Genomic DNA, 24203 nt, shown 5'->3' on the forward strand with positions numbered 1-24203 from the left:
AGGTAAATATGAGAAAAATTTTACTTCAAATTTTTATTTTTAGCGTATTATTTATAGTAACTTTTGCCATTAATCGTATTTTAATGCAAAATTCTTTCATCCCTACTGGTTTAATTAGTGATAAAAATGAAATCTTTTTAATGTATCTTTTGGGTGTTTTTCATGATATAAGATTTTTAAGCGCAGCGTTTTTACCATTCTTGCTTTGTGGTTTTTTAAGTTTAATTTTTTCTAATATAAAAATAAATAATAAGTTAATAATATATAGTAAAAATTTTTATTTCATTTTTTCAAGCATTTATATAATTGTTATTTCTTGTCTTTGTATAGGATTTTCTTATGCAAAATACTATTATTACGAAATTTACAAGACTAAATTTGATATTTTTATGTTTACTCTAAAAGATGATAACGCAAAAACTATTTTAAGTATTATTTATCATGATTATCCAATTTTAAAAATTTTAGCTTTAATGTTGATTTTTGGAGTTTTTGTAGTTTTTTTAAATTTGAAAATATTAAATTTAAAGCTAAAACCTGTTAATTTAAGATTATTTCCCTTGATAGCTTTAAATTTAATATTAATTATTGTTTATGTTGTAGCCTTAAGGGGTCCATTTAAGCATGTGGCTATAAATGTGCAAAATTATTCTTTTAGCGAATATAGTGTTGTAAATGATACAATGTTAAATCCAATTATGGCATTTTCTTGGGCTTTAAAACAATATAAAGAAGAAGCAGCTTTGAAGGCTATCACACCTTTAAAAGCACAAGAACTTAAAGAAAAACTTTTTGATTATTTGCATCAAAGTCCTATAAATCTAAAAGCTGAAAAGAATCATCCTAGTGTATTTGTTAACTTAATGGAAAGTTTTGGGCTTAATTTGGCTGATTTTGCAAATACAGAACATAATTTTTTGGGTTCGTTAGATAAACATTTTAAGCAAGATTTTTTATTCAAACGTTTTTTAAGTTCTAGTAATGGAACTATACCAAGTTTTGCAAACTTATTTTTTGTAAGTCCATTTTCTAATATTTCTACAAGCAAATTTCAGAAAACTTATTTGGATTTAACACCTATTGCTATTTATAAGAAAGCAGGATATAAGGTGATTTTTGTAAGTGCAGGTAATGGATCTTGGCAAAATATTAAAAATTATCTCAGTATTTTGGGAGTAGATGAGATTATAGATGAAAATATTTTAATGAAAGAGTATAATGGAGCAAAAGATAGTGAAAATGGTTATGGAGTAGCTGATGAGTTTTTATATAAAAAAGTTTATGACTTGCTTCAAAAAAATCCACACAACACCCTTATAATTGCTCTTACCATATCCAATCATCCACCTTATAAAATTCCACAAAATGATTTGCCAAAATTAGAAAACATTCCACAAACTTTGCTTAATATGCTTCCTTATGAAAAAGATAAACAAGATAATATTATCAAAGCTTATACTTATGCAAATAATGAATTTGGAAAATTTCTAGATAAAGTAAAACAAAGTCCATTTAAGAATAGTGTTATTATAGCAGCAACTGGAGATCATAGAGTACGCGAAATGAGTATGGATTTAAATTCCCAAAAAGCTTTTGCTTATAGTGTACCTTTTTATCTTTATATTCCTAAGGATTTGCAAGATAATATTTATTATGATAAAGATCGTGTAGGATCTCATAAAGATATTTTTCCAACTCTTTATGCTTTAAGTTTAAATAATGTCAAGTATTTAAGCGTAGGCGGAAGAAATATGTTAGCAAGACCAAGTGATGAGAAATTAGAATTTGGGATCAACGATGCTGTATGGATTGATAAAAAAGGTATTTATAGTGGCGGTAAAGGGTACTATTTTGAAAGTAATGATACTTTAAAAGATATGAATAAAGCTTTTAATCTTGATGTTTATACTAAAGACTTTGATAAATTTTATAGAGAGTTAAATTTATATCAATTAGCCGAGCGTTTAGGCATTTCAAAATAGGATTTATATTTTCTTTTTAGTAAAAAAGTGCTAAAATTTAGCCTTTAAAGTATAAAGGTTTAAATGATGCAAAATATCCATTTTATCGGCATAGGCGGTATAGGAATTTCCGCTTTAGCAAGATTTTTAAAAGAAAAAGGTTTTAAAATTAGCGGAAGTGATCTTAAAGAGAGTAAAATCACTAAAGAACTAGAAAAAGAAGGGGTTAAGGTCAGTATCCCTCATCATAAAGACAATATTTTAAACAAAGATTTAGTTATTTATTCTGCTGCTATCAAAGAAGAAAATCCTGAATTTAAACACGCTAAAGAATTAGGCATTAAATGCCTTTCACGCAAGGAGGCCTTACCTCTTATCTTAGAAGATAAGCGCGTTTTTGCAGTTGCAGGAGCACATGGAAAAAGCACAACTTCAAGTATTTTGGCTTCTTTGCTTGATGATGCTTCTGTGATCATCGGAGCGATTTTAAAAGAATTTGGTTCAAATATGATTTATAAAGAAAGCCAAAACCTTGTTTTTGAAGCTGATGAGAGCGATAGTTCTTTTTTAAATTCAAATCCTTATTTGGCTATAGTTACTAATGCAGAAGCAGAGCATTTAGATCATTATGGCAATGAAGTTTCAAAACTCCATCATGCTTATGCGGAGTTTTTAGATACGGCTAAAATTCGCGTGATTAATGCTGAAGATGAGTTTTTGAAAAATTATAAAAATGAGTCAACCAAGCTTTATCCGAGCAAAGATATCAAAAACTGCACCATGCGTATAGAAAATTTCAAACCTTTTACAAGCTTTGAGTTGAAAGATTTAGGTGAATTTAAGGTTTTTGGCATGGGATATCATTTAGCCCTTGATGCGTCTTTGGCGATTTTGGCGGCTTTAAATTTCTTAGATATAGAAACGATAAGAACTAGGCTTAAAAATTATCAAGGTATTAAAAAGCGTTTTGATATTTTACATGCTGATGAAAATTTGGTTTTAATCGATGATTATGGTCATCATCCCACCGAAATAAAAGCGACTTTAAGTGCAGCACAAGAATACGCAAAATTAGGCGGATATAAGAAAATCACAGCTATCTTTGAACCCCACCGCTACACGCGTTTGGCTGCAAATTTAAAGGAATTTGCAAAGGCTTTTGAAGGTGTAGACGAGCTTATAATTTTACCTGTTTATGCTGCAGGAGAAGAGCCTATAGGGCTTGATTTAAAAGCAGTTTTTCCTAAGGCTTTATTTGTAGAAGATATCAAAAGAGAGGGTAAATTTTTGGTGGCTTCTAAGGAGCAAGTTTTTGAAGAAGGGCTTATTATAGGTTTTGGTGCAGGAGATATCAGTAATAAATTAAGGCAAAAAAATGAGTAGGTTTTTTTTATATTTTTTAATTATTTTAATTTTAGCCTTAATCACTTTTGCTTTGCGTGAAAAATTAGGCAAAAAAACTAAACCTTTTTTTGGTATTTTGCTTGTGATTTTTATTGTTTTAGCAGTATTTTTTGAATTTGAAAACACACAAAAAAGTCATTTAAGAACAGATATTATCGTAGCTTTTAATCAAAATAAAAATATTTTATGTAAAGATATCAATGTTTCTAAGGCGTATTTTAATTATGAATTTGGTACAGGAAGTTTTATTTCAAAGGATAATAATCAAAGTTTTAATTCTTTAATCATAGATATTAAAGATTGTAGGTTAAATGATGAATGATACAAAAGAAGAATTGATCTCAAAGCTTGATTTAAACAGCTATTTAGAAGAGTTTAAAGCTCTTTTTGCAAGAGATAAGGAGATTTTTTTGCAAGGAGATTCTGATCTTCATTTTAAACGTATACATGAGCTTTGCGAGGTGGAATTTCCTACTATGCCAGAGCTTAGCAATCTTGATAAAGCCTTGGTTCATTTAAGTAAGCAAGGAATTTTGCATTTAGATGAAATTTTTGAATTTGTAAAAATTTTTCGTTATTTTGAAAAGTTAAAAAAAATAAAACTAGGAACAAATTTAGACTCTTGGCTACAAAAGATAGAATTTGTTAGCGGGGCTTTGGAGCTTTGTTTGAATTTCGATGAAAAAGGGGAGTTAAAAGAAAGTTTAGATGAAAGACTTGTAAATCTTAATGCCGCTCTAAGATTAAAAAATGAAAGCATAATAGCTGAGTTTAAGAAATTTTGCTATACAAAAGCTTTAATGCCTTATCTTATCGATACACAAATCCATCTTATAAACAATCTTGAAGCCTTGCTTGTAAGAGGCGGGTTTAATCACGCTATTAAAGCAAAAATCATAGGCAGAAGTAATGGCGGTGGCTTTTATATCGTGCCTTTAAGTGTTGAAAATTTGCAAAATGATATAGAAAAAATCAAAAATCAAAAAGAAGAAATTTATTATGAATACGCTAAAAATTTCTCAGCTTTTTTAGTAAAAAATCTACCTTTTTTAAAATTTATCAATACAGCCTTTGATCTTTTTGATCATTATAGTGCTAGGGTTTTGCTTGCTAAAAAAAGGGATTTTGAATTTGTTTTGTGTGATCAAAGTACGGATTTAGTGCTTAAAAATTTCGCTCATCCTGCCTTAAAAAATCCAAAAAGCGTGAGTTTGGAATTTAAAAAACAAGTTTTAATCATCACAGGGGTAAATGCAGGCGGAAAATCCATGCTTTTAAAATCCATGCTAAGCGCAGCATTTTTAGCTAAACATCTTTTGCCTATGCATATAAAAGCAAGTGAAAGTAAAATCGGTACTTTTAAAGAATTTGATGCCATCATAGAAGATCCGCAAAATGTTAAAAACGACATTTCAACTTTTGCAGGAAGAATGTTGCATTTTTCTAGACTTTTTTCTAGGAAAAATTTGCTTTTAGGTATCGATGAAATAGAGCTTGGAACAGATTTTGAAGAAGCGGCTTGTTTGTATAGTGTGTTAATTTCAAAACTCATAGCTAATAATCTTAAAATCATCATTACTACACACCACAAACGCCTTGCCATGCTTTTAGCAAAGAATGAGCAAGTTGAACTCATCGCTGCCTTATATGATGAAGAGCTTTCACGCCCAAAATACGAGTTTTTAAAAGGCACCATAGGAAAATCTTATGCCTTTGAAACCGCTTTGCGTTATCAGATTCCGCCGAATTTAGTTAGCGAGGCTAAAAAGCTTTATGGCGAGGATAAAGAAAATTTAGAAGAGCTTGTGGGTAAAAATATCAATCTTGAATTAGAACTAAAAGCTAAGCTTGAAAATGTCGAGAAAAAAGAGCAAAAAGTCGATGAAATTTTACTTTCCTTAAAAGAGCAAAAAGAAAAAAATGAACAAGAATTTCGTACGAGTTTGAGAAATTTAGAATTTAAATTTCACAAAGCCATAGAAGAAGCTAAAAAAACCATACAGCTTAAAGATATAAAAGACAAGCAAAGAAGTCTTAATAAAGCCAATGAACTTAAAAAAGAAATCATCTTGCCAAGTATGGAGCAAAACGAAGAATTGCGTGTGGGGGATTTTGTAAAATATGAAAAAATTAAGGGTAAAATCATAAGCATTTCTAAAAACGATGCTATGGTTGAAAGTGATGGGATCAAACTTCGTGTGCCTTTAAAACTGCTTAAAAAAAGCACTCCTGCACCTAAAATAAGTCCAAAAACAAGCATTAGTGTGGCAAAACCGACTAATCTTAGCGTTAGCTTGGATTTGCACGGGCTTAGGAGTGATGAAGCTATTTCAAGGCTTGATAAATTTATTTCAGATGCTTTGCTTGCAGGCTTTGATGAAGTTTTAGTTTACCATGGTATAGGAACAGGAAAGCTTGCCTTTGCTGTAAGAGAGTTTTTGAAAACTCATAAAAGTGTCAAGGGCTTTAATGACGCACCGATCAATCAAGGTGGTTTTGGTGCTAAGGTGGTAAAATTATAAGGAAATAAATGATTACAAAAGATAATTTAAAACAAGTTTTAGAAAACTTAGGCTTTAAAAATAAAAATGAAAATTATGTAAAAACAATCAATAATTACACTCTTTTAATAGATTATAAAAACCAAAGTATTAATTATCCAAAAGAAATAAAAATTCACGATAAAACTACTTCTAATTTTTCACACCCTGAAAATTTTGTAGTTTTTGAATGTGTGCATAGACTTTTAGAAAAAGGTTATAAGGCTGAACATTTAGAGTTAGAGCCAAAATGGAATCTTGGCAGGGATAAAAAAGGTGGTAAGGCTGATATTTTAGTAAAGGATAATGAAAACAATCCTTATTTGATTATAGAATGTAAAACCACAGATTCTAAAAATAGTGAATTTATAAAAGAATGGAATAGAATGCAAGAAGATGGCGGACAGCTTTTTTCTTATTTTCAGCAAGAAAAAGGTGTAAAATATCTTTGTCTTTATACAAGTGATTTTAGCGATAAGTTAGAATATAAAAATTACATCATACAAGCTTACGATAACGAAGAATATCTAAAAGAAAAGGAATTGCAAAATTCTTATAAAAAATCTAATAACAATATAGAACTTTTTAAAACTTGGAAAGAAAGTTATGAACTGCAATATTTTAAACAAGGTATTTTTGAAGCAAATGTCAATGCCTATAAAATTTTAGAAATTACTCCAACTTTTGATAATCTTAAAGAACTTAAAGAAGAAGGCAAATATCACGAATTTGCAAAAATTTTACGCAAGCATAATATATCAGGCAAGGAAAATGCCTTTGATAAACTTGTAAATATTTTTCTTTGCAAAATTTATGATGAAACTTTTAATAAAAACAATCTCAAATTTGGATATTTTGGTGTAATGGCAGATACTTATGCAAATATGCAAGATAGATTAATGTGGCTTTATAAAGAAGCTATGAAAGAATTCTTAGGAGAGAAAATTACCTTTGTATCTAATGAAGATATAGAAAAAGACTTTAAGCAATTAAAGATAAAAACTTTAAAAGAAGTAATGCAAAATTACATCAAAGAATTAAAATTTTATTCAAATAATGATTTTGCATTTTTAGAAGTGCATAATAAAGAATTATTCTTAAAAAATGCACTTGTATTAAAAGAAATAGTAGAGCTTTTTGCAAATTACAAGCTTACTCAAAACTCTACAAATCAATTTTTAGGCAATCTTTTTGAACTTTTTTTACAAAAAGGTATGAAGCAAGATGAAGGGCAGTTTTTTACCCCTATTCAAATTTGTGAATTTATTATGTATTCTTTACCGCTTCAAGAAATGTTAAGCAAAAGCTCTAAAGCTTTAAGGGTGATTGATTATGCTTGCGGTGCTGGACATTTTTTAAACACCTATGCCAATGAGCTTAAGCGTTATCTAACAAAAGATGAGCTTAAAGAGCATTATAAAAATATTTATGGTATTGAAAAAGAGTATCGCTTAAGTAAGGTTTCTAAGGTATCAAGTGCAATGTATGGGCAAAATGAAATCAATATTTTATATGCTGATGCACTTGCTTCTTTTGAATTAGCAAATACAAATAATTTAGAAGGAGAAAAAGCAAAACCACAAATAGAATCAAATAGTTTTGATTTGCTTATAGCAAATCCGCCTTATTCTGTAAAAGGATTTTTAGAAACTTTAAGTGATAAATCTAAGAATACCTATAAACTTTTTAACGATGATATAAACATAGAAACAAATAATTCTATCGAATGCTTTTTTTGTGAGCGAGCAAATCAAATTTTAAATGATAATGCTAAAGCTGCCATTATCTTACCAGGTTCTATTTTAAATAAAGATTCTATTTATAAAAATACAAGAGAAATATTATTTCAAAATTTTGATTTTATTGCCATTGTAGAGCTAGGTAATCAAACATTTGGAGCAACAGGGACAAATACGATTATTTTATTTTTACGCAAAAAAGAAACTTTTAAACAAGAAAATCATCTTATTTCTCAAGATTATAGTTTGATTAAAGAACGCATAGAAACTGAAAATTTAAAAGACAATGAAAACTTTTATCAAAATTATCTAAGTGCGTATTGTGATTTTAGAAAATTTGATAAAGAGCTTTATAGCAATTTTTTAAATGGTAATTTAGATTCTAAACTTGCAGAGCTAGAAGCCTTTAAAGATTATCGCAATGCATTTAGGCAAACAAGCGATTATAAAAAACTTAAAGAATCTAAAATTTATAAAGAAAGTAAAGATAAGCAAGATTTAGAAGATAAAGCCTTTTTAGCTTATGCTCAGGCAATCGAAAAGGATAAATTGCTTTATTTTAGTCTAAGTCTTAATCAAGAAGTTTTAATCATAAAATCCCCAAGTGATATAAAAGAACAAAAGAAATTTTTAGGTTATGAGTGGAGTAATAGAAAAGGTGATGAAGGTTTAAAAGAATTGCACGAGCCTTATTTGAGCCCACTTTTTGAAAGAGGCAATCCACAAAATGAGACTAAGCTTAATACTTTAATCTACAAATCTTTTTTAAATACGCTTGATGTTATCCCGCAAGAATTACAGACTTATGCTACAAAAGCAAGGCTTGTTGATATGATAGATTTTGAAAAAGTGGAATTTAATAAAGCTATAAGTTTAAATCCAAAAACTCAAAGAGAAGAAATAAAGTCTCAATACCCATTGGTTAAATTGAAAATTTGTGGAGATTTTTTCATGGGAGGAACACCATCAAGAAAAAATATAAATTATTGGAATGGGGATATTAAGTGGCTAACAATTAGCGATTACTCTAATCGTCAAGTTATTATGGATACTAAAGAAAAAATTACAAGAGAGGGTTTTAAGAATTCTAATGCAAAAATGATACAAAAAGGTGCTGTTGTTGTTTCAATTTATGCAACTATTGGTAGAGTTGGAATATTAGGCGAAGATATGACAACAAATCAAGCTATAGTAGCTATTATTCCAAATGAAGAATTTATAAATAAATATCTTATGTATGCCATTGATTATTTTAAATTTCAATTATATAACGAAGTTATTACAACTTCGCAACAAAATATAAATTTAGGAATCTTGCAAAATATGGTTATTCCAAAACCACCGCTTGAAATTCAAAAACAAATCGTAGCAGAGTGTGAAAAGATAGAAGAGCAGTATAATACTTTAAGTTTGAGTATAAAAGAGTATCAAAACCTAATCAAAGCAATGCTTCAAAAATGTGGTATTATAGAGGACAATCAAGAATATGAACTAAATTCTATTTTAGATAAAATTAATAATTTGTGTAAAATAAATTTGGATAGTGAATTTTTATCATCATTTAATAAAACAATTAAAGAATATGCTTTATCAAATCCAATTTTTAAACTAAGTATTGGAAAAAGAGTTTTAAATAATGAGCTGCTTGAAAATGGACAAATTCCTGTTTATAGTGCAAATGTGTTGGAAGTATTTGGATTTGTTAATAAAGAAATTTTGCAAGATTATGATAATGATTCTGTTTTGTGGGGTATAGATGGAGATTGGATGGTGGGATTTATACCAAAAAATAAAAAGTTTTATCCAACTGATCATTGTGGGGTATTAAGGGTTGATGATACAAAAATAAATGCTAAATACATAAGTTTTATTTTAAATGAAGCTGGTAAAAAACAAGGATTTTCAAGAAAACTTAGAGCTTCAATAGATAGAATAAAAGCATTAAGAGTTAAACTTCCTTCTTTAGAATTTCAAGATCAAATAGCAGATATAACTGACAAGATTGAGAAAAAAATCAATGAATATAAAATAGAACTTGATAGATTAGAAAAAGAAAAAGAAAAAATCTTGCAAAAATATTTATTTTCTTAAAGCATTTTTTGCTAAACTTTGTAAATTTTATAAGGTTTAGCGATGAAAAACATTATGATATTAAGCGGAGCGGGTTTGTCTGCTCCAAGTGGGCTTAAAACTTTTAGAGATAATGATGGACTTTGGGAAGAATACGATGTGATGGAGGTTTGCTCTGCAACAGGTTTTAGAAAAAATCCTAAAAAAGTACTTGATTTTTACGATGCAAGAAGGGCACAACTTCAAAATGTAAAGCCAAATCATGCTCATGAAAAAATCGCACAGTTAAAAGAAAAATGGGGTAAAAACCTTTTTGTCATCACGCAAAATGTAGATGATTTGCTAGAGCGTGCAGGGTGTAAAGATGTAGTACATTTGCATGGCTTTTTACCTGAACTTCGCTGCTTAAAATGCGAAGAAATTTTTAATATAGGTTATGAAAAAATCACAGATAAACAATGCCCAAAATGCAAAAGCAAGGATTTAAGACACAATATAGTCATGTTTGAAGAGCAAGCCCCTGCTTATGCTACGCTTTATTCTTTGTTAAATCAAACTTCGCTTTTTATCAGCATAGGCACAAGTGGGGCGGTTTTGCCTGTAGGGCGTTATGCTTCAATGTGCGAAAAAAGTATTTTAAATATCTACGAAAAAGATGCGAATTTAGAGCGGTATTTTGATAAAATCTATATAGAAGATATTATAAACGCTATTGATAAAATTGCACTTGATATAGAAAATTTTATGAAAGATGGCAATGTTTGATTCTTTTTTAAGTGGAGTTTTTTTGGGCTTTGGAGTGAGTGTGCCTTTTGGACCTGTAAATATTTTGATTTTAACTTATGCACTAAAAGCTTTTAAAAATTCCATAGCTGTAGGACTTGGAGCATTTAGTATAGATATGCTTTATCTTTTTTTGCTTCAATTTGGGCTTTTAAATTTCTTAGACAATGTCATTTTTATGCGTTTTTTGGCGATTTTTGGTTTTTGTTTTTTAACTTATATGGCGTATTTGATGCTAAGAAAAAAGAAAGAAAGCTTAAATTTAGAGCATAAAGAATTTAAAGAAAGTCTTTTGAAAAGTTATATTAAAGGAGCTTTTTTAAATGGTTTAAATCCTTTTGTGATAGGATTTTGGCTTAGTGCTGCAAGTGTGGTTTTAAGTAGTGATCATGCTTATTTGATGACTTTAGGGCTTGTTGTGGCTATACTTTTTTGGGTAAGTGCTTTAGCCTTTGTGGTGGCAAGATATAGTCATGTTTTTAGTGCAAAAGTTGTTTTTATAATCAATATAATTTCAGCTATAATTATAGAGTATTTTGCTCTTAATTTATTATATAAAACTTTTATAGGATAAAAAAATGAATGCAAAAGAATTTTTAATCGAACTTTTAAAATTTAAATCTGTTACGCCAAATGATGATGGAGCTTTAAATTTCATCGCTATGGAACTGAGTGATTTTGAAGCTTTTTTTATAGAAAAAGAAGGCATTAAAAACCTTTTACTCACTAAAAAATTTAAAGATGAAGGCGAGCATTTAGCTTTTGGTGGGCATGTAGATGTGGTGCCTGCAGGCGAGGGTTGGAGTAATAATGCTTTTGCGCCTGTGGAAAAAGAAGGCTTTATCTATGCAAGGGGTGCTCAAGATATGAAAAGCGGAGTAGCAGCCTTTGTAGATGCGGTAAAGAATGCGGATTTTAAAGGAGCTAGACTTAGCCTTATTTTAACAAGTGATGAAGAAGGCGAAGCTATATATGGAACTAAGGCTGTTTTAGAATGGATGCAAGAAAGAGATATGCTACCTGATTATGCTGTGGTTGCCGAGCCAACCTGCGTTAAAAAAATCGGCGATAGTATTAAAATAGGGCGTCGTGGTTCTATCAATGGAAAACTTTTAATCCGTGGAAAACAAGGGCATGCGGCTTACCCTGAAAAATGTATCAATCCTGTGCATGATTTTGCGCCAGTTTTAAAGCTTTTAGCGGGTTTTGATCTTGATCCTGGAAGTGCTGAATTTAGTCCTTCAAAAATCGTTATAACTGATATTCGCGGAGGTATGGGGGTGTGTAATGTTACGCCAAATGATTTAAAACTTATGTTTAATGTTCGCAATTCCCCTGATACAAGCTTAGAAGATGTAAAAAGTTATGTAGAAAAAATTTGTCATGGTTTAAACTATGAGTTAGAGCTAAAACAATCAAGCGAAGCTTTTTTGACAAATATCGATAATAAAATCGTTCAAAAAATGAATGAAAGCGTTCAAAAAATCACCCATGAAGTGCCAGAGCTTAATACCAAAGGCGGCACAAGTGATGCAAGGTATTTTGCAAAATACGGTGTAAAGGTAGTGGAATTTGGGGTTTGTAATGATAGAATTCACGCTATTGATGAAAGAGTAAGTATAGAAGAATTTGAAAAACTTTGCCTTGTTTTTAAAGACTTGATAGAAAATTTTTAAAGGTTTAGAATGATTATCAATGGACAAAAGCTTGAGTTAAAAGAGCTTAAATTTATGGATTTTATCAAAGAAAAAGGCTTGAAAATAGAACTTATCGCCTTGGAATTAAATGGAGAGATTATACCTAAGAGTGAATTTGAAAATTTGATTTTAAAAGAAAATGATAAAGCTGAAATCGTAAGTTTTGTAGGAGGTGGATGATGAGAGTAAAATTCAATGGCAAAGAACTTGATACAGACTTTAAAACAAGTTTGGAATTTTTTGAAAATATCAGCAAAAATGAAAATGATGTATGGATTATCAATGGTTTTGCAACAAAAGAGAATATCGCTTTAAATGAAAATGATGAGCTTTTTTGTATAGAAAAAAATACTTTACCTCCAAAAGACGCACTAGATGCTATGATGAGAGCAAGACATACACCAAAGCTTCACGATAAACTTAAAAATGGGCGCGTGGCGGTGTGTGGTTTAGGCGGACTTGGATCACATATAGCGATAAATTTGGCAAGAAGTGGAGTGGGGTATTTAAAGTTGATTGATTTTGATGTGATTGAGCCTAGTAATTTAAATCGTCAGGCTTATCGTGTAAGTGATTTGGGCAAGTTTAAAACCGAAGCTTTAAAAGAGCAAATTAGCGAAATTAATCCTTATATCAGCGTTGAAATTTGTACCTTAAAAATCGATGAGGATAATTTAAAATCTTTGTTTAAAGATATAGATATAGTTTGTGAAGCCTTTGATAGTGCTATCGCAAAAGCAATGATAGCGCAAAATTTTCATAGATTTTACAAAGATGGTATTTTAATCTGCGCTTCAGGGCTTGCGGGCTATGGTGATAGCAACAGCATACAAACAAGAAAAATTGCTAAAAATTTCTATGTGTGCGGGGATTTGGTAAATGGTGCTAAGGTGGGAAATGGACTTATGGCGCCAAGGGTAAATATTTGCGCAGGACATCAAAGTAACCTTGTTTTAGAGCTTTTAGCAAATAAGGAGTAAAAATGCAAGAAAATTTAAAAAACGATAAATTAAAAATAGGCAAATACGAGTTTGATTCAAGATTTATTTTAGGTTCTGGAAAATATTCGCTAGAGCTTATAAAATCAGCTATAGAAGAAGCTAAAGCACAGATTATCACTCTAGCCTTACGCCGTGCAAATACAGGGGAAATTGCTAATATACTTGATTATATCCCTAAAAATATCACACTTTTGCCCAACACTTCAGGCGCAAGAAACGCCGATGAAGCCTTACGCATTGCAAGGCTTTCAAGAGAGCTTGGTTGTGGAGAACTTATCAAAATAGAAGTGATAAGCGATAGTAGGTATTTGCTGCCTGATAATTATGAAACGATTAAAGCTTGTGAGCTTTTAGCTAAAGAGGGTTTTACGCCCCTACCTTACATGCATGCTGATCTTTACGCAGCTAGAGCTATGCGTGATGCTGGAGCTGCGGCTATCATGCCTTTAGCAGCGCCTATTGGGAGTAATAAAGGTTTATGTGCTAAGGAATTTATACAAATTTTGCTTAATGAAATTGATTTGCCTATCATTGTAGATGCGGGTATTGGAAGTCCTTCACAAGCTTGTGAAGCTATGCAAATGGGAGTAAGTGCAGTGATGGTAAATACAGCCATAGCTGAAGCTAAAGATATAGCCTTGATGGCTAGAGCTTTTTCTTTGGCAGTAAATGCGGGAAGAGCGGCTTTTTTAGCAGGTGTGGCAAGTGTGAGTGAAGCTAAAGCAAGTTCCCCATTAACAGGCTTTTTAAGGGATTGATTATGCAAGATTATATGCAGCATTTACCTCACATGCAGGAAATAAAAAGCGAAATTTTAAATAAGGTTTTAAGTCAAGTTCAAAGCTATGATGAGAGTCAATTTAGCGCTAAAGATGTTAAAAATGCTTTAAATCAAACACATTTAAGCATAGAGCATTTAAAAGCCTTGCTTTCAAGTGCAGCAGAAGATTTCATAGAAGAATTAGCCTTTAAATCCGCTAAAGTCAAGCAAAAATATTTTGGAAATTCTATCTCTCTTTTTACCCCACTTTATTTGTCAAATTATTGTAATTCTAAATGTGTTTATTGTGGTTTTCAAAAAGGCAATAAAATCGCAAGAGCTAAGCTAAATGAAGCTGAAATTCACGAAGAAATGCAAGCCATTGCTAAAAGTGGTTTAGAAGAAATTTTAATGCTAACAGGTGAGGGTAGGGAGTTTGCAAGTGTAGAATATATAGCAAATGCTTGCAAGATTGCTAGAGAGTATTTTAAGGTTGTAGGTGTTGAAATTTATCCTATGAATGAAGATGAATATAAAATTTTGCATGAAAAGGGTTGTGATTATGTGACTGTTTTTCAAGAAACTTACAATCCTCTAAAATATTCTAAAATTCATTTAGCTGGTGAAAAACGCATTTTTCCTTATCGCTTTAATGCTCAAGAAAGAGCTTTAAAAGCGGGTATGCGTGGAGTGGCTTTTGCGGCACTTTTGGGTATAGATGATTTTAGAAAAGACGCTCTTGCTACGGCGCTTCATGCACATTTTTTACAACAAGCTTATTCGCATGCTGAAATTTCTATTTCAGTACCACGTTTAAGGCCTATTATCAATAATGCTAAAATCCATCCTAAAGATGTGAGTGAAAAACGCCTTTTGCAAGTACTTTGTGCTTATAGACTCTTTTTGCCTTTTGCGGGCATTACCATTTCAAGTCGTGAAAGAATAGGTTTTAGAGATGAGGTTATTAAGCTTGGTGCTACTAAAATGAGTGCAGGAGTGAGTGTGGGTATAGGTGAGCATAAGGGTGAGAAAAAGGGTGATGAGCAGTTTGAAATTTCAGATGATAGAAGCGTAGATGAAATTTTAGCTATGCTTAAAAGATCCAATTTACAAGCTGTGATGAGCGATAGTATCTATGTGGGATAAAAAAATCATCGCCATAAGCGATAGAAAATGTGTAGAAATAGACTTTTTAAAGCAGATTGAAAAACTTGCTAAGGCTAAGGTAGATGCTATAGTTTTAAGAGAAAAAGATTTAAGCGAATTTGAGTATTATGACTTAGCAAAAGAAGTTTTAAGCATTTGCGCAAAGCAAAAAGTGACTTGTTTTTTGCATTTTTTTGATAGGGAGTGTTTAAAATTGGGACATCGTTATTTTCACGCACCGCTTTCTTTGCTAAGAAAAGAACCTAAATTAACAAAATATTTTCATATACTTGGTACTTCAGTCCATAGCAAAGAAGAGCTTTTAGAGGCGATGAGCTATAAGGTAAATTATGCTTTTGTAGGGCATATTTTTGAAAGTTCTTGCAAGATGGGTTTAGAACCTAAAGGGATTGATTTTTTAAAATCCTTGCTTGAATTTAGTCAAATTCCACTTTATGCTATAGGCGGTATCAATGCTCAAAATATAGAAAATTTTAAAGATATAAATGTAGTAGGTGTTTGCATGCGTGAAATTTTAATGAAAGAAAAAGATCTTAAAAAGTATCTTTTAGAATGTAGGCAAAATTTACGATGAATAAAATTCTTTCTTTACCAGAAGATTTAAAGCAATTAAAAGGTGTCAATTATAAAAAAATTAAATCTTGCACTTTTGCTAAATATACACAAACGGATACTTCGCATTCTACTTTTGTTAATGTAGGAAGTCATCTTTTAACTTTTGTTCGCAAAGGATATAAAATTTTACATACTGCATCAAAAGATTATAAGATTAACTCTTATGAAACTTTGTTTTTAAAAGCTGGGAGCTATACTTTAAGCAATGTAGGACTTAGTAAAGGAGTTTATGAAGCTTATTTATTTTTTTTTGACAATGCATTTTTAATTGAGCTTATTTATAAGTATAAAGATTTTTTTAAACTAGATCAAAAGTTTCAAAACTATGAAATTTTTTGGGTAAAAAATGATAAGATTTTGCAAGGAATTTTGGAAAGTTTTTCACCGCATTTTGAAGAAAATACGCAAATTTTAGATCCTATAGTGAGTTTGAAATTTGAAGAGATTTTTTTACATTTGCTTTTAAATAAGAATATTTATTTTATTAGTTTTTTATCAGGAATTTTAAAAGAATTTCGCCTTGATCTTTCCCAACTTTTTGAGTATTGTGGTAGAGAATTTTTAAGCGTAAATGAAATGTCTAATTTTGCGAAATTAGATTTAGCAACTTTTTCTAAAGAATTTAAGAAATGTTTTGGACAAAGTCCTAAAAAATGGTTAGATGAAAAAAGGTTGCAAAAAGCAAAGATTTTACTTAAATTTTCTAAAAAAAATATCAATGAAATAGCTAATGAGTGCGCTTTTTCTTCGGCAGCTTGGTTTATTGAAAGATTTAAAGAGAAATATGAGCAAACTCCTAAGCAATATCAAAAAACAAAAAACTTGTATTTTTTATCAAAAAACTAGCACATTTTTTTTATCTAAATAAATATAATTCAATGAAAATATTTTTAAATAAAGGAGAAAATATGAAAAAATATGTTTTAAGTTTAGCGCTTCTTGGAAGTTTGCTTGGTGCAAGTGAATTAAAATATCAAGAATTTGATGGTTTTAAAAGCCCTGAAAGTATTTTTGTAGATAAAAACTATGTTTATGTATCTAATGTAGGAGAAAAACTTGAACCTTTGGCGAAAGATAATGATGGATTTATTTCTAAGCTTGATAAAAATGGCAAAGTGCTAGAATATAAATTTTTAACCCATCTTAATGCACCAAAAGGCATGATGGAGATTGGAAAAACTCTTTATGTGGTAGATATCGATGTTTTACGCGGTTTTGATCTTAAAACTAAAAAAGAAATTTTTAATTTACCTATTAAAGGCGCAATCTTTTTAAATGACATAGAAAAATTAGACGACAATACGCTTTTGGTTAGCGATACTGGCACAGGGCTTATTTTAAAGGTTGATTTAAAAACTAAGCAATATGATGAATTATTAAAACTTGATTTAGCAAAATTTGGCGGTCCAAATGGGTTATATCTAGATAGAAAAAAACATAAGCTTTTTATAACTGGTTATCATCCTGATGGTGTAAGTGGCGGTGTTGTAATGGCTTATGATTTAAATACAAAAGAACTCAGTATAATTAAAAATGAAAAAGAATCTTATGATGGAATAGTTCCTTATAAAGATGGTTTATTGGTAAGTTCTTGGGGAAATAATCTAAATGGATATATTTATAATTTAGATAATGTTAAATCTGTAAAACTTGAACTTCCTTTGATGAAAGGTCCTGCAGATATATTTATTGAAGGTAATATTTTATGGATTCCTAAGATGGCAGAAGGTAAAATATTCAAAGTAGAACTTAACAAATAAGGCTTTTATGGCTTCTTTTAAAAAGATATTTTGGATTAATGTTATTATTGTAGCTTTTAATCTTAGAGCCCCAATTACTGCAGTGGGGCCTATTATTGATATTATTAAAGATAAGTATTATTTAAACTCAACCGTAGCAGGCATACTTACAAGTCTTCCTTTGATAGCTTTTGGAGGTATTTCTTTTATTGTGGGGTATTTTTCTCCTATTCGTGCTATTGTTTTTGGAATTTTTTAATTTTTTTAGGCGAAATTATTCGTTCTTATTTTGGTGTATATGGCTTATTTTTAGGAATGTTAGCAATGGGCTGTGGTATAGCAATTGCAAATGTTTTACTTCCTAGTTTTATTAAAGAAAAATTTCCAAAAAAAATGGCAAGTATAATGGGAATTTATAGTCTTGTTTTGAGTATTTCTTCGATTATAGGTATTGCTTTAGCTATACCTTTGCTTAGTGTATTTGATTTAGCTGGAGCTATGTTTTTCTGGGCTATTTTTTCTTTTGTAGCTTTAGTAGTTTACTATCCTCAAGCTAAAAATGGTAGATTTTTTCGTATTAAGAAAAAAGCTCATAAAAAAATCAATCTTTTTATAAATTTAACAACTTAGAAAATTACTCTTTTTATGGGATTTCAAAGTTTTTTAGCTTATTCTTTGTTTTTTTGGTATGTTCAAATTGTTGTAGAAAAAGGATTTGATAAAGAATTTTCTACAAGTATGGTTTTATTTGCTCAACTTGTTGCAGCTCCAGTGTCTCTTTTTGGCCCTTTACTTTTAGGAAAATTAAGACAAAATTTACATACTTTTTACATAGCAGGTTTGTGCAGTATGTATGTGATCGCTTTTGGTATGCTCTTTATTTTTGATAGTAAAATTTCTATTATTATCAGTGCTTTTATCATGGGTTTTCCATGGGGTGGAGTTTTTGGCATTGCGTTGCTTTTTATTGCACAAAAAAGCTCTAATGCTCAAATAGCAGCGAGACTTTCTGCTTTAGCTCAGGGTTTTGGATATTTAATTGCAGCACAAGGACAATGGATTATAGGTTTTTTGCATGACAAATTTGAAAATTTTTCATTTGCTATTTTGATGTTAGTTTTTGTTGGAATTTTAGTAAATATCTTTGGATATTTATCTTATAAAAGTCAAATTATCAAATAAAGCTTTTTGGATTAGCATATCTGCGCCATTTTTTTGGGTTATATTTTGCAATCTTGTAGAAATATTTTCTAGATTTAGTTTTAATATTGACTTAAAAAATTCATCAAGATTAATAGAGTTTTGCATAAAAATTTGACATAAAGCTTGATCTTGTAAAAATTTAGCATTAAAGTATTGATGATTTTTAGCTGCATAAGGATAAGGTATAAAAATAGTGGGCAAAGTATTAGCACAAAGTTCAAAAAGAGTACTTGCACCTGCTCTTGATATAGCTAGATCTGCATTTTTCATTTTTTCTTCCAAATTTAAACTAAAATCAAAAATATCAGCTTGGATATTTAAGCTTTGATAATGTTTTTTGCACTTTTCAAAATCATTTTTTCCACATTGATGAATGATTTTGATATTTTGTTCTTGAAGTTTTGGTGCTAAATTTAAAGCTAGTTCGTTTATAAAGCTAGCTCCTTGTGATCCTCCTAAGAAAATAATATTTTTTAATTCTTTGCGAATCCTAGCATTATCAAAAAATTTATCTGCTACAGGATAAGGGCTAATTTCTTTTTCAAAGGCGCTAAAAAATTTTGTAGCGAAAGGTTTTAAAAGCATATTTAAAGAGCCGCTTTTTGAATTTTGTTCATGTATAAAAAGAGGCAAATGTGAGAATAAAGCCGCAAAAGATGCAGGAGCTGCACTGTATCCACCTACACTAAAAACGGCTTGGATGTGGTATTTTTTAAAAATTTCTCTACAATCTTTGGAGAGTTTTAAGGTGTGGAGTAAAGAACTGATTTTGTCAAATTTGCTTTGATTAACCACTCCTTTAGAGCTTAAAAAAAATTTTTCTTTAAAGCGTACTTCATTTTCAAACCAAGCTTTATCTTGACCATTTTGACTGCCTATGTATACACATTCTATATTTTTTTTAATCGCACTTTCTAATAAGCAACGCACTATGGCCAAATGTCCTCCAGTTCCACCACCTGTTAAAGCTATTGTCATAATTTAACCTTTTTTGAAATCATTAATACATATCCTATGCCTATGCAAATTGCCCACATTGAACTTCCTCCATAGCTTAAAAGTGGAACCGCTACACCTTTTAGTGGAGTAAGAGAAATAATACCAAAAGCATTCATAAAGAAAGAAAAAAGTAAAAGTAAGGCTATGCCTGAACAAAAAATAAAATCTTGTTTAGCTTCACATCTTCCTGCAATTCTAAAAATTCTTAAAATCATCCAAAGATAAATATAGCAAATAACCCCAAGACCTAAGAGTCCTATTTCTTCAGTAATTCCTGAAAGAACAAAGTCAGTATGCACTTCACTTAAAAAGCCTAATTTAAAAGTTCCAAGTCCTAGGCCTTCGCCAAACATTCCTCCATGGGCTATAGCATTTAAAGAGTGTGAAATTTGATAAGGCTCGCTGTTGCTACTTACTCTTAAAGCATTTGCCAGCCAATCAGGAAGCATAGGTAAAAAAGCATCTTGTATATTCCCCCACCAAGAAGCGATTCTTTGAATTCTTCTTTGGTTACTAAAAATTACCATTATACCTATCATCATAATGATTAAAGTTCCAAAAGCAAAAAGTCTTTTACTAGCTCCTGCAAAAAAAGCTAAAGCTAGAATCAAAAAGAAAGAAATTACACTTTGTCCTAAATCGTTTTGAGTGATATAAATATATCCTATAACTATAGAAGCTAAGATACAATAAGGCAGAAGAATTAAAGCCTCGTGTCTGATAGCTTTTTTACTATCATCAATACGCCTTGTATAGCTCCATGCTAAAAAATAAATCAATCCTATTTTAAAAAATTCCACAGGAGAGATAGAGAGTGGGCCTAAGCGTATCCAGCGTTTAGCTCCTCCGCTAGCTGTTGCTAATGCAGAAGGTAAAAATGGCAAAATGATGATAAAGATAAAAGAAATAATCAAAATAGCTAAAATAATTTTTTTAGAAAGTGCTTTATCAGGATCCAATCGAGAAATAAAAAACATTATAAGTATGCCACTAATTCCAAAAAAAAGCTGACGAATAAAAAAATGAAACTCGCTATAGTCAAGAAAAAGAACAGTAAAAGCTGTAAGAGAGTATGAAAATACTATTCCTATGGTGATTAAAATACAACTTAAATAAAATAATCTTTTATCAGCAACCATTATAATTATAACTTTTCTTTATTGGAATTAAAATTTTAAAAAGTTTTATTATAACTAAAATAAATTAAATTTTTTGCTAAGTTTTTGTAAGGAAAATTTGCTAAAATTAACAATAAAAATATAACAAAAAAGGCAAATTATGAATCAAATCCATAAAATTCTCATAGCAAATAGAGCTGAAATAGCTGTTAGAGTAATCCGTGCTTGTAGAGATTTACATATTAAAAGTGTTGCAGTTTTTACAGAGCCTGATCGTGAATGTTTGCATGTAAAAATCGCAGATGAGGCTTATCGCATAGGAACGGATGCTATAAGAGGATATTTAGATGTTGCTCGTATTGTCGAGATTGCTAAGGCTTGTGGTGCTGATGCGATCCATCCTGGTTATGGATTTTTAAGTGAGAATTACGAATTTGCTAAGGCTTGTGAAGATGCTGGAATTATTTTTATAGGTCCAAAATCTGAAGTAATCCATAAGATGGGAAATAAAAATATCGCTCGTAAGTTAATGGCTAAAAATGGCATACCTATTGTTCCAGGGACTGAAAAATTAAATTCCTATAGCATGGAAGAAATTAAAATTTTTGCTGAGAAGATTGGTTATCCTGTTATTTTAAAAGCTTCAGGTGGTGGAGGTGGACGCGGAATTCGCGTTGTTCATAAAGAACAAGATCTTGAAAATGCCTTTGAATCTTGCAAAAGAGAAGCTTTAACATACTTTAATAATGATGAAGTATTTATGGAAAAATATGTAGTTAATCCCAGACATATAGAATTTCAAATTTTAGGAGATAACTACGGAAATATTATCCATCTTTGTGAAAGGGATTGTTCTATTCAAAGAAGACATCAAAAGGTAATTGAGATAGCACCTTGCCCTGGAATTTCAGATAATCTTAGAAAAACCATGGGTGTTACAGCTGTGGCAGCTGCTAAGGCTGTAGGTTATACAAATGCTGGAACTATAGAGTTTTTGCTTGATGATTATAATCGCTTTTATTTTATGGAAATGAATACAAGAATTCAAGTTGAGCATCCAATTACTGAAGAAATTACAGGTATTGATCTTATTGTAAGACAAATTCGTATTGCAGCAGGAGAAATTTTGGACTTAGAACAAAGCGATATTAAACCTAGGGGTTTTGCTATTGAAGCTAGAATTACTGCTGAAAATGTATGGAAAAATTTTATTCCAAGTCCTGGAAAAATAGGAGAATACTACCCAGCTCTTGGACCATCTGTTAGGGTTGATAGTCATATTTATAAAGACTATACTGTGCCGCCTTATTATGATTCCATGCTTGCAAAGCTTATTATTAAAGCAACAAGTTATGATTTAGCGGTTAATAAACTTGAGCGTGCTTTGAAGGAATTTGTGATTGATGATATTAGAACAACAATACCATTTTTAATTGCCATTACAAAAACAAGAGAATTTAGAAGGGGGTATTTAGACACCTCTTTCATAGAAACACATATGCAAGAATTATTAGAAAAAACAGAAGATCGTCATCAAGAAAATAAAGAAGAAGTTATAGCTGCAATAGCTGCTACGCTTAAAAAAATACGAGAAAGTAGGGAATAATAGATGGATTTTTTAGACAGTCTTAAAAGTATTAAAAAAGAAATGCAAGCTAACACCAATACTTCAAAATTAGCGAAGAAATCAAGCAAGAGTGGTGCAAGTGTAAAAAATTTAGAAAAACTAGCTAAAGATATTCGCGAAAAAAATCAAGAAACAAACATAGATAAGGAAATGCAAGAAATTTTCTTAAAGCAAGAAAAACTACAGGATGAATTTTCCGAATTTATCAAAAATACAGATATTAAGAAAATTTAATGCTTGAGATTGGTTTTTGTACTCTTGAAGATCAGTGTCCTTACTTAAAGGATAAACGTTCAAAAATAGAGTATAAATACATTGAAAATTGCCCTAAAGAAATCAATAATGAGCTAATAAAACGAGGTTGGCGTCGTTTTGGTAGGTATTTTTCACGCCCTATTTGTAAAGATTGTGATGAATGTTTAAGTCTTAGAATTTTAGTTAATGAATATAATTTTTCAAGAAGTGAAAGAAGGGTTGTAAATAAAAATATTAACACCAAAGTTATACTTAGAACACCCAATTTAAGCAATGAACATTTGTTTTTATATGATAAATACCATCGTTTTATGGAAGAAAAAAAGAACTGGAAGCGTTATGATTTAAGCTTTAAACAGTATTATAATCTTTATGTCGATGGTTTTATGAATTTTGGATATGAGCTTGCATTTTATATAGAAGATAAGCTCGTTTGTGTTGATTTGATTGATATTTTAGAGGATGGAATTTCAAGCATTTATTGTTTTTATGATCCTGATTTTTCGTATTTTTCTTTGGGTAAATTTTCTTTGCTCAATGAAATACAAATAGCTAAAAAAATGAACTTAGATTATATTTATCTTGGGTATTTTGTAAAAAAGTGTCAATCTTTATCTTATAAAGCCGATTATACACCCAATGAAATTTTAAAAGGCACTAAAGAGCTTTTTGAAAATGAGGTTTTATGGGAGAAATAGATGCAAATCGTGCAAACTTTAGAAACTATCAATGTTAATACAGATGATATTAGCGTATTTCAGTATTTTAAAGACTTGATTACCAAAAATTTCACAAAGGTCATAGGACGAAAAAATAAAATTTTTTCTTTTTTTGAAGAAAATGAAATTCCACAGCGCCGTTATTTCTTAAAAGTTTTAGATCAAAAATATCGTAAAAGCACAAATGAAGGTATAGAGAATTTACAAGATGCTCATTTTAAAACTTTTAGATTAATTTTTGAACAAAATAATATGCTTAAGCCTATGTTGTTTATCAAGATTGATTTTGTTGCGGGTAGAATTTTGATGAAGTTAAGCTCTAATGAAAAATTATTTATTACTTATATAAGAAATTATTTTCAAGATCATAATATAGAATATAATGAAATGACAAATATTCTAATTTTAGAATATAAAAACGAGAATACCCTTGAACTTTTTGAAGCTTTTGCAGATGAGAGCGAGCATTTAAAATATTGCGTGAATTTTGAAGTTGACCGCGAAGAGTATAAAAAATTTCGCCAAAATATTCACAATAAAGAAAATATGAAATGGAAATTTAATGCTTTAGCTAAGCTTTTTAGTAATTATTTTAATACTTTAGAATGCACTCCGCAAAATGATCTTAGTGAAATCAGACAAAAATATTTGATTTTGGTAAAACTTTATCATCCTGATTTTCATCAAGGAAAAAGTGCAATAGAAAAAGCTTACGCAAGAGAACAGTTTGAAAAAATACAAATCGCCTATGATAACTTAAAAGCACTTTATAAGAATAATACTTAAAAAAATTAAATTAATCATTT

The 24203-nt window shown here is 30.2% G+C and carries 21 protein-coding genes and 1 pseudogene; 20 read left to right on the forward strand and 2 right to left on the reverse strand.

The window, feature by feature from the left end:
- Positions 1 to 8 precede the first annotated feature (8 nt).
- The 16 genes and pseudogenes from AJ889_RS06860 (at position 9) to AJ889_RS09455 (ending at position 18658) form a co-directional block, all read left to right on the forward strand.
- A complete protein-coding gene (locus AJ889_RS06860) occupies positions 9 to 1982 on the forward strand; it encodes an LTA synthase family protein (protein WP_070293327.1) in 1974 nt (657 codons plus the stop codon).
- Positions 1983 to 2045: 63 nt separating this feature from the next.
- Positions 2046 to 3344 (forward strand): UDP-N-acetylmuramate--L-alanine ligase, encoded by a 1299-nt coding sequence (gene murC, locus AJ889_RS06865; protein WP_074484709.1) that lies wholly within the window; start codon positions 2046 to 2048, stop codon positions 3342 to 3344.
- The gene (locus AJ889_RS06870) at positions 3337 to 3687 is read left to right on the forward strand and encodes a hypothetical protein (protein ID WP_002783335.1); all 351 of its coding nucleotides are present in this window, start codon (positions 3337 to 3339) and stop codon (positions 3685 to 3687) included. Before murC ends, AJ889_RS06870 begins: the two co-directional genes overlap by 8 nt.
- A complete protein-coding gene (locus AJ889_RS06875) occupies positions 3677 to 5887 on the forward strand; it encodes an endonuclease MutS2 (RefSeq protein WP_074484710.1) in 2211 nt (736 codons plus the stop codon). The genes AJ889_RS06870 and AJ889_RS06875 overlap by 11 nt, the downstream gene beginning before the upstream one ends.
- Positions 5888 to 5895: 8 nt before the next feature.
- Positions 5896 to 9735, forward strand: coding sequence for a restriction endonuclease subunit S (locus AJ889_RS06880; protein WP_052775739.1), 3840 nt, complete (start codon positions 5896 to 5898; stop codon positions 9733 to 9735).
- 42 nt (positions 9736 to 9777) lie between these two features.
- Positions 9778 to 10479 (forward strand): NAD-dependent deacetylase, encoded by a 702-nt coding sequence (locus AJ889_RS06885; RefSeq protein ID WP_002853532.1) that lies wholly within the window; start codon positions 9778 to 9780, stop codon positions 10477 to 10479.
- A complete protein-coding gene (locus AJ889_RS06890) occupies positions 10472 to 11071 on the forward strand; it encodes a LysE family translocator (protein ID WP_052775737.1) in 600 nt (199 codons plus the stop codon). Before AJ889_RS06885 ends, AJ889_RS06890 begins: the two co-directional genes overlap by 8 nt.
- A gap of 4 nt (positions 11072 to 11075) precedes the next feature.
- Complete coding sequence (gene dapE, locus AJ889_RS06895) at positions 11076 to 12173, forward strand: succinyl-diaminopimelate desuccinylase (RefSeq protein WP_002869463.1); 1098 nt, start codon at positions 11076 to 11078, stop codon at positions 12171 to 12173.
- A 9-nt stretch (positions 12174 to 12182) separates the two neighbouring features.
- Complete coding sequence (gene thiS / locus AJ889_RS06900) at positions 12183 to 12374, forward strand: sulfur carrier protein ThiS (protein ID WP_002853007.1); 192 nt, start codon at positions 12183 to 12185, stop codon at positions 12372 to 12374.
- On the forward strand, positions 12371 to 13174 hold the full coding sequence (gene thiF / locus AJ889_RS06905; protein ID WP_074484711.1) for a thiamine biosynthesis protein ThiF: 804 nt from the start codon (positions 12371 to 12373) through the stop codon (positions 13172 to 13174). The genes thiS and thiF overlap by 4 nt, the downstream gene beginning before the upstream one ends.
- A gap of 2 nt (positions 13175 to 13176) precedes the next feature.
- Positions 13177 to 13953 carry a thiazole synthase gene (locus tag AJ889_RS06910; RefSeq protein WP_002854009.1) on the forward strand — a complete coding sequence of 259 codons (777 nt, stop codon included), beginning with the start codon at positions 13177 to 13179 and terminating at the stop codon, positions 13951 to 13953.
- A gap of 2 nt (positions 13954 to 13955) precedes the next feature.
- Entirely contained in the window at positions 13956 to 15101 is a 1146-nt protein-coding gene (thiH, locus tag AJ889_RS06915) for a 2-iminoacetate synthase ThiH (protein WP_002860176.1), read from the forward strand.
- Entirely contained in the window at positions 15091 to 15696 is a 606-nt protein-coding gene (locus tag AJ889_RS06920; RefSeq protein ID WP_002852949.1) for a thiamine phosphate synthase, read from the forward strand. Before thiH ends, AJ889_RS06920 begins: the two co-directional genes overlap by 11 nt.
- Positions 15693 to 16583, forward strand: coding sequence for an AraC family transcriptional regulator (locus AJ889_RS06925; protein ID WP_002901132.1), 891 nt, complete (start codon positions 15693 to 15695; stop codon positions 16581 to 16583). The genes AJ889_RS06920 and AJ889_RS06925 overlap by 4 nt, the downstream gene beginning before the upstream one ends.
- 62 nt (positions 16584 to 16645) lie before the next feature.
- Positions 16646 to 17497: an ATP-binding protein gene (locus AJ889_RS06930; RefSeq protein WP_002852987.1), complete on the forward strand. Its 852-nt coding sequence runs from the start codon at positions 16646 to 16648 to the stop codon at positions 17495 to 17497.
- Positions 17498 to 17504: 7 nt separating this feature from the next.
- Positions 17505 to 18658 (forward strand): annotated as a pseudogene (locus AJ889_RS09455) (MFS transporter).
- Here the strand turns inward: AJ889_RS09455 and murG are convergent.
- Together murG and ftsW are read right to left on the reverse strand one after the other, a co-directional pair.
- Positions 18629 to 19657: an undecaprenyldiphospho-muramoylpentapeptide beta-N-acetylglucosaminyltransferase gene (murG, locus tag AJ889_RS06940; RefSeq protein WP_002852970.1), complete on the reverse strand. Its 1029-nt coding sequence runs from the start codon at positions 19655 to 19657 to the stop codon at positions 18629 to 18631. The pseudogene AJ889_RS09455 and the gene murG overlap by 30 nt on opposite strands.
- Positions 19654 to 20817 carry a putative lipid II flippase FtsW gene (gene ftsW / locus AJ889_RS06945; protein ID WP_002853553.1) on the reverse strand — a complete coding sequence of 388 codons (1164 nt, stop codon included), beginning with the start codon at positions 20815 to 20817 and terminating at the stop codon, positions 19654 to 19656. The genes murG and ftsW overlap by 4 nt, the downstream gene beginning before the upstream one ends.
- Before the next feature lie 139 nt (positions 20818 to 20956).
- On the opposite strand from ftsW, the gene AJ889_RS06950 reads away from it, so the two are divergent.
- Genes AJ889_RS06950 through AJ889_RS06965 form a run of 4 tightly spaced genes read left to right on the forward strand, consistent with a single transcriptional unit; the run spans position 20957 to position 24183 of the window.
- On the forward strand, positions 20957 to 22402 hold the full coding sequence (locus AJ889_RS06950) for an acetyl-CoA carboxylase subunit A (RefSeq protein WP_002856595.1): 1446 nt from the start codon (positions 20957 to 20959) through the stop codon (positions 22400 to 22402).
- Between the two features lie 3 nt (positions 22403 to 22405).
- Entirely contained in the window at positions 22406 to 22657 is a 252-nt protein-coding gene (locus AJ889_RS06955) for a hypothetical protein (RefSeq protein ID WP_002853000.1), read from the forward strand.
- The gene (locus AJ889_RS06960) at positions 22657 to 23376 is read left to right on the forward strand and encodes an arginyltransferase (RefSeq protein ID WP_002934655.1); all 720 of its coding nucleotides are present in this window, start codon (positions 22657 to 22659) and stop codon (positions 23374 to 23376) included. Before AJ889_RS06955 ends, AJ889_RS06960 begins: the two co-directional genes overlap by 1 nt.
- Entirely contained in the window at positions 23377 to 24183 is an 807-nt protein-coding gene (locus AJ889_RS06965) for an adenylosuccinate lyase (RefSeq protein WP_002852998.1), read from the forward strand.
- Positions 24184 to 24203 lie beyond the last annotated feature (20 nt).

Origin of the sequence: Campylobacter sp. BCW_6468 (assembly GCF_001762865.1) — a bacterium.
Taxonomy (GTDB): Bacteria; Campylobacterota; Campylobacteria; order Campylobacterales; family Campylobacteraceae; genus Campylobacter_D; species Campylobacter_D jejuni.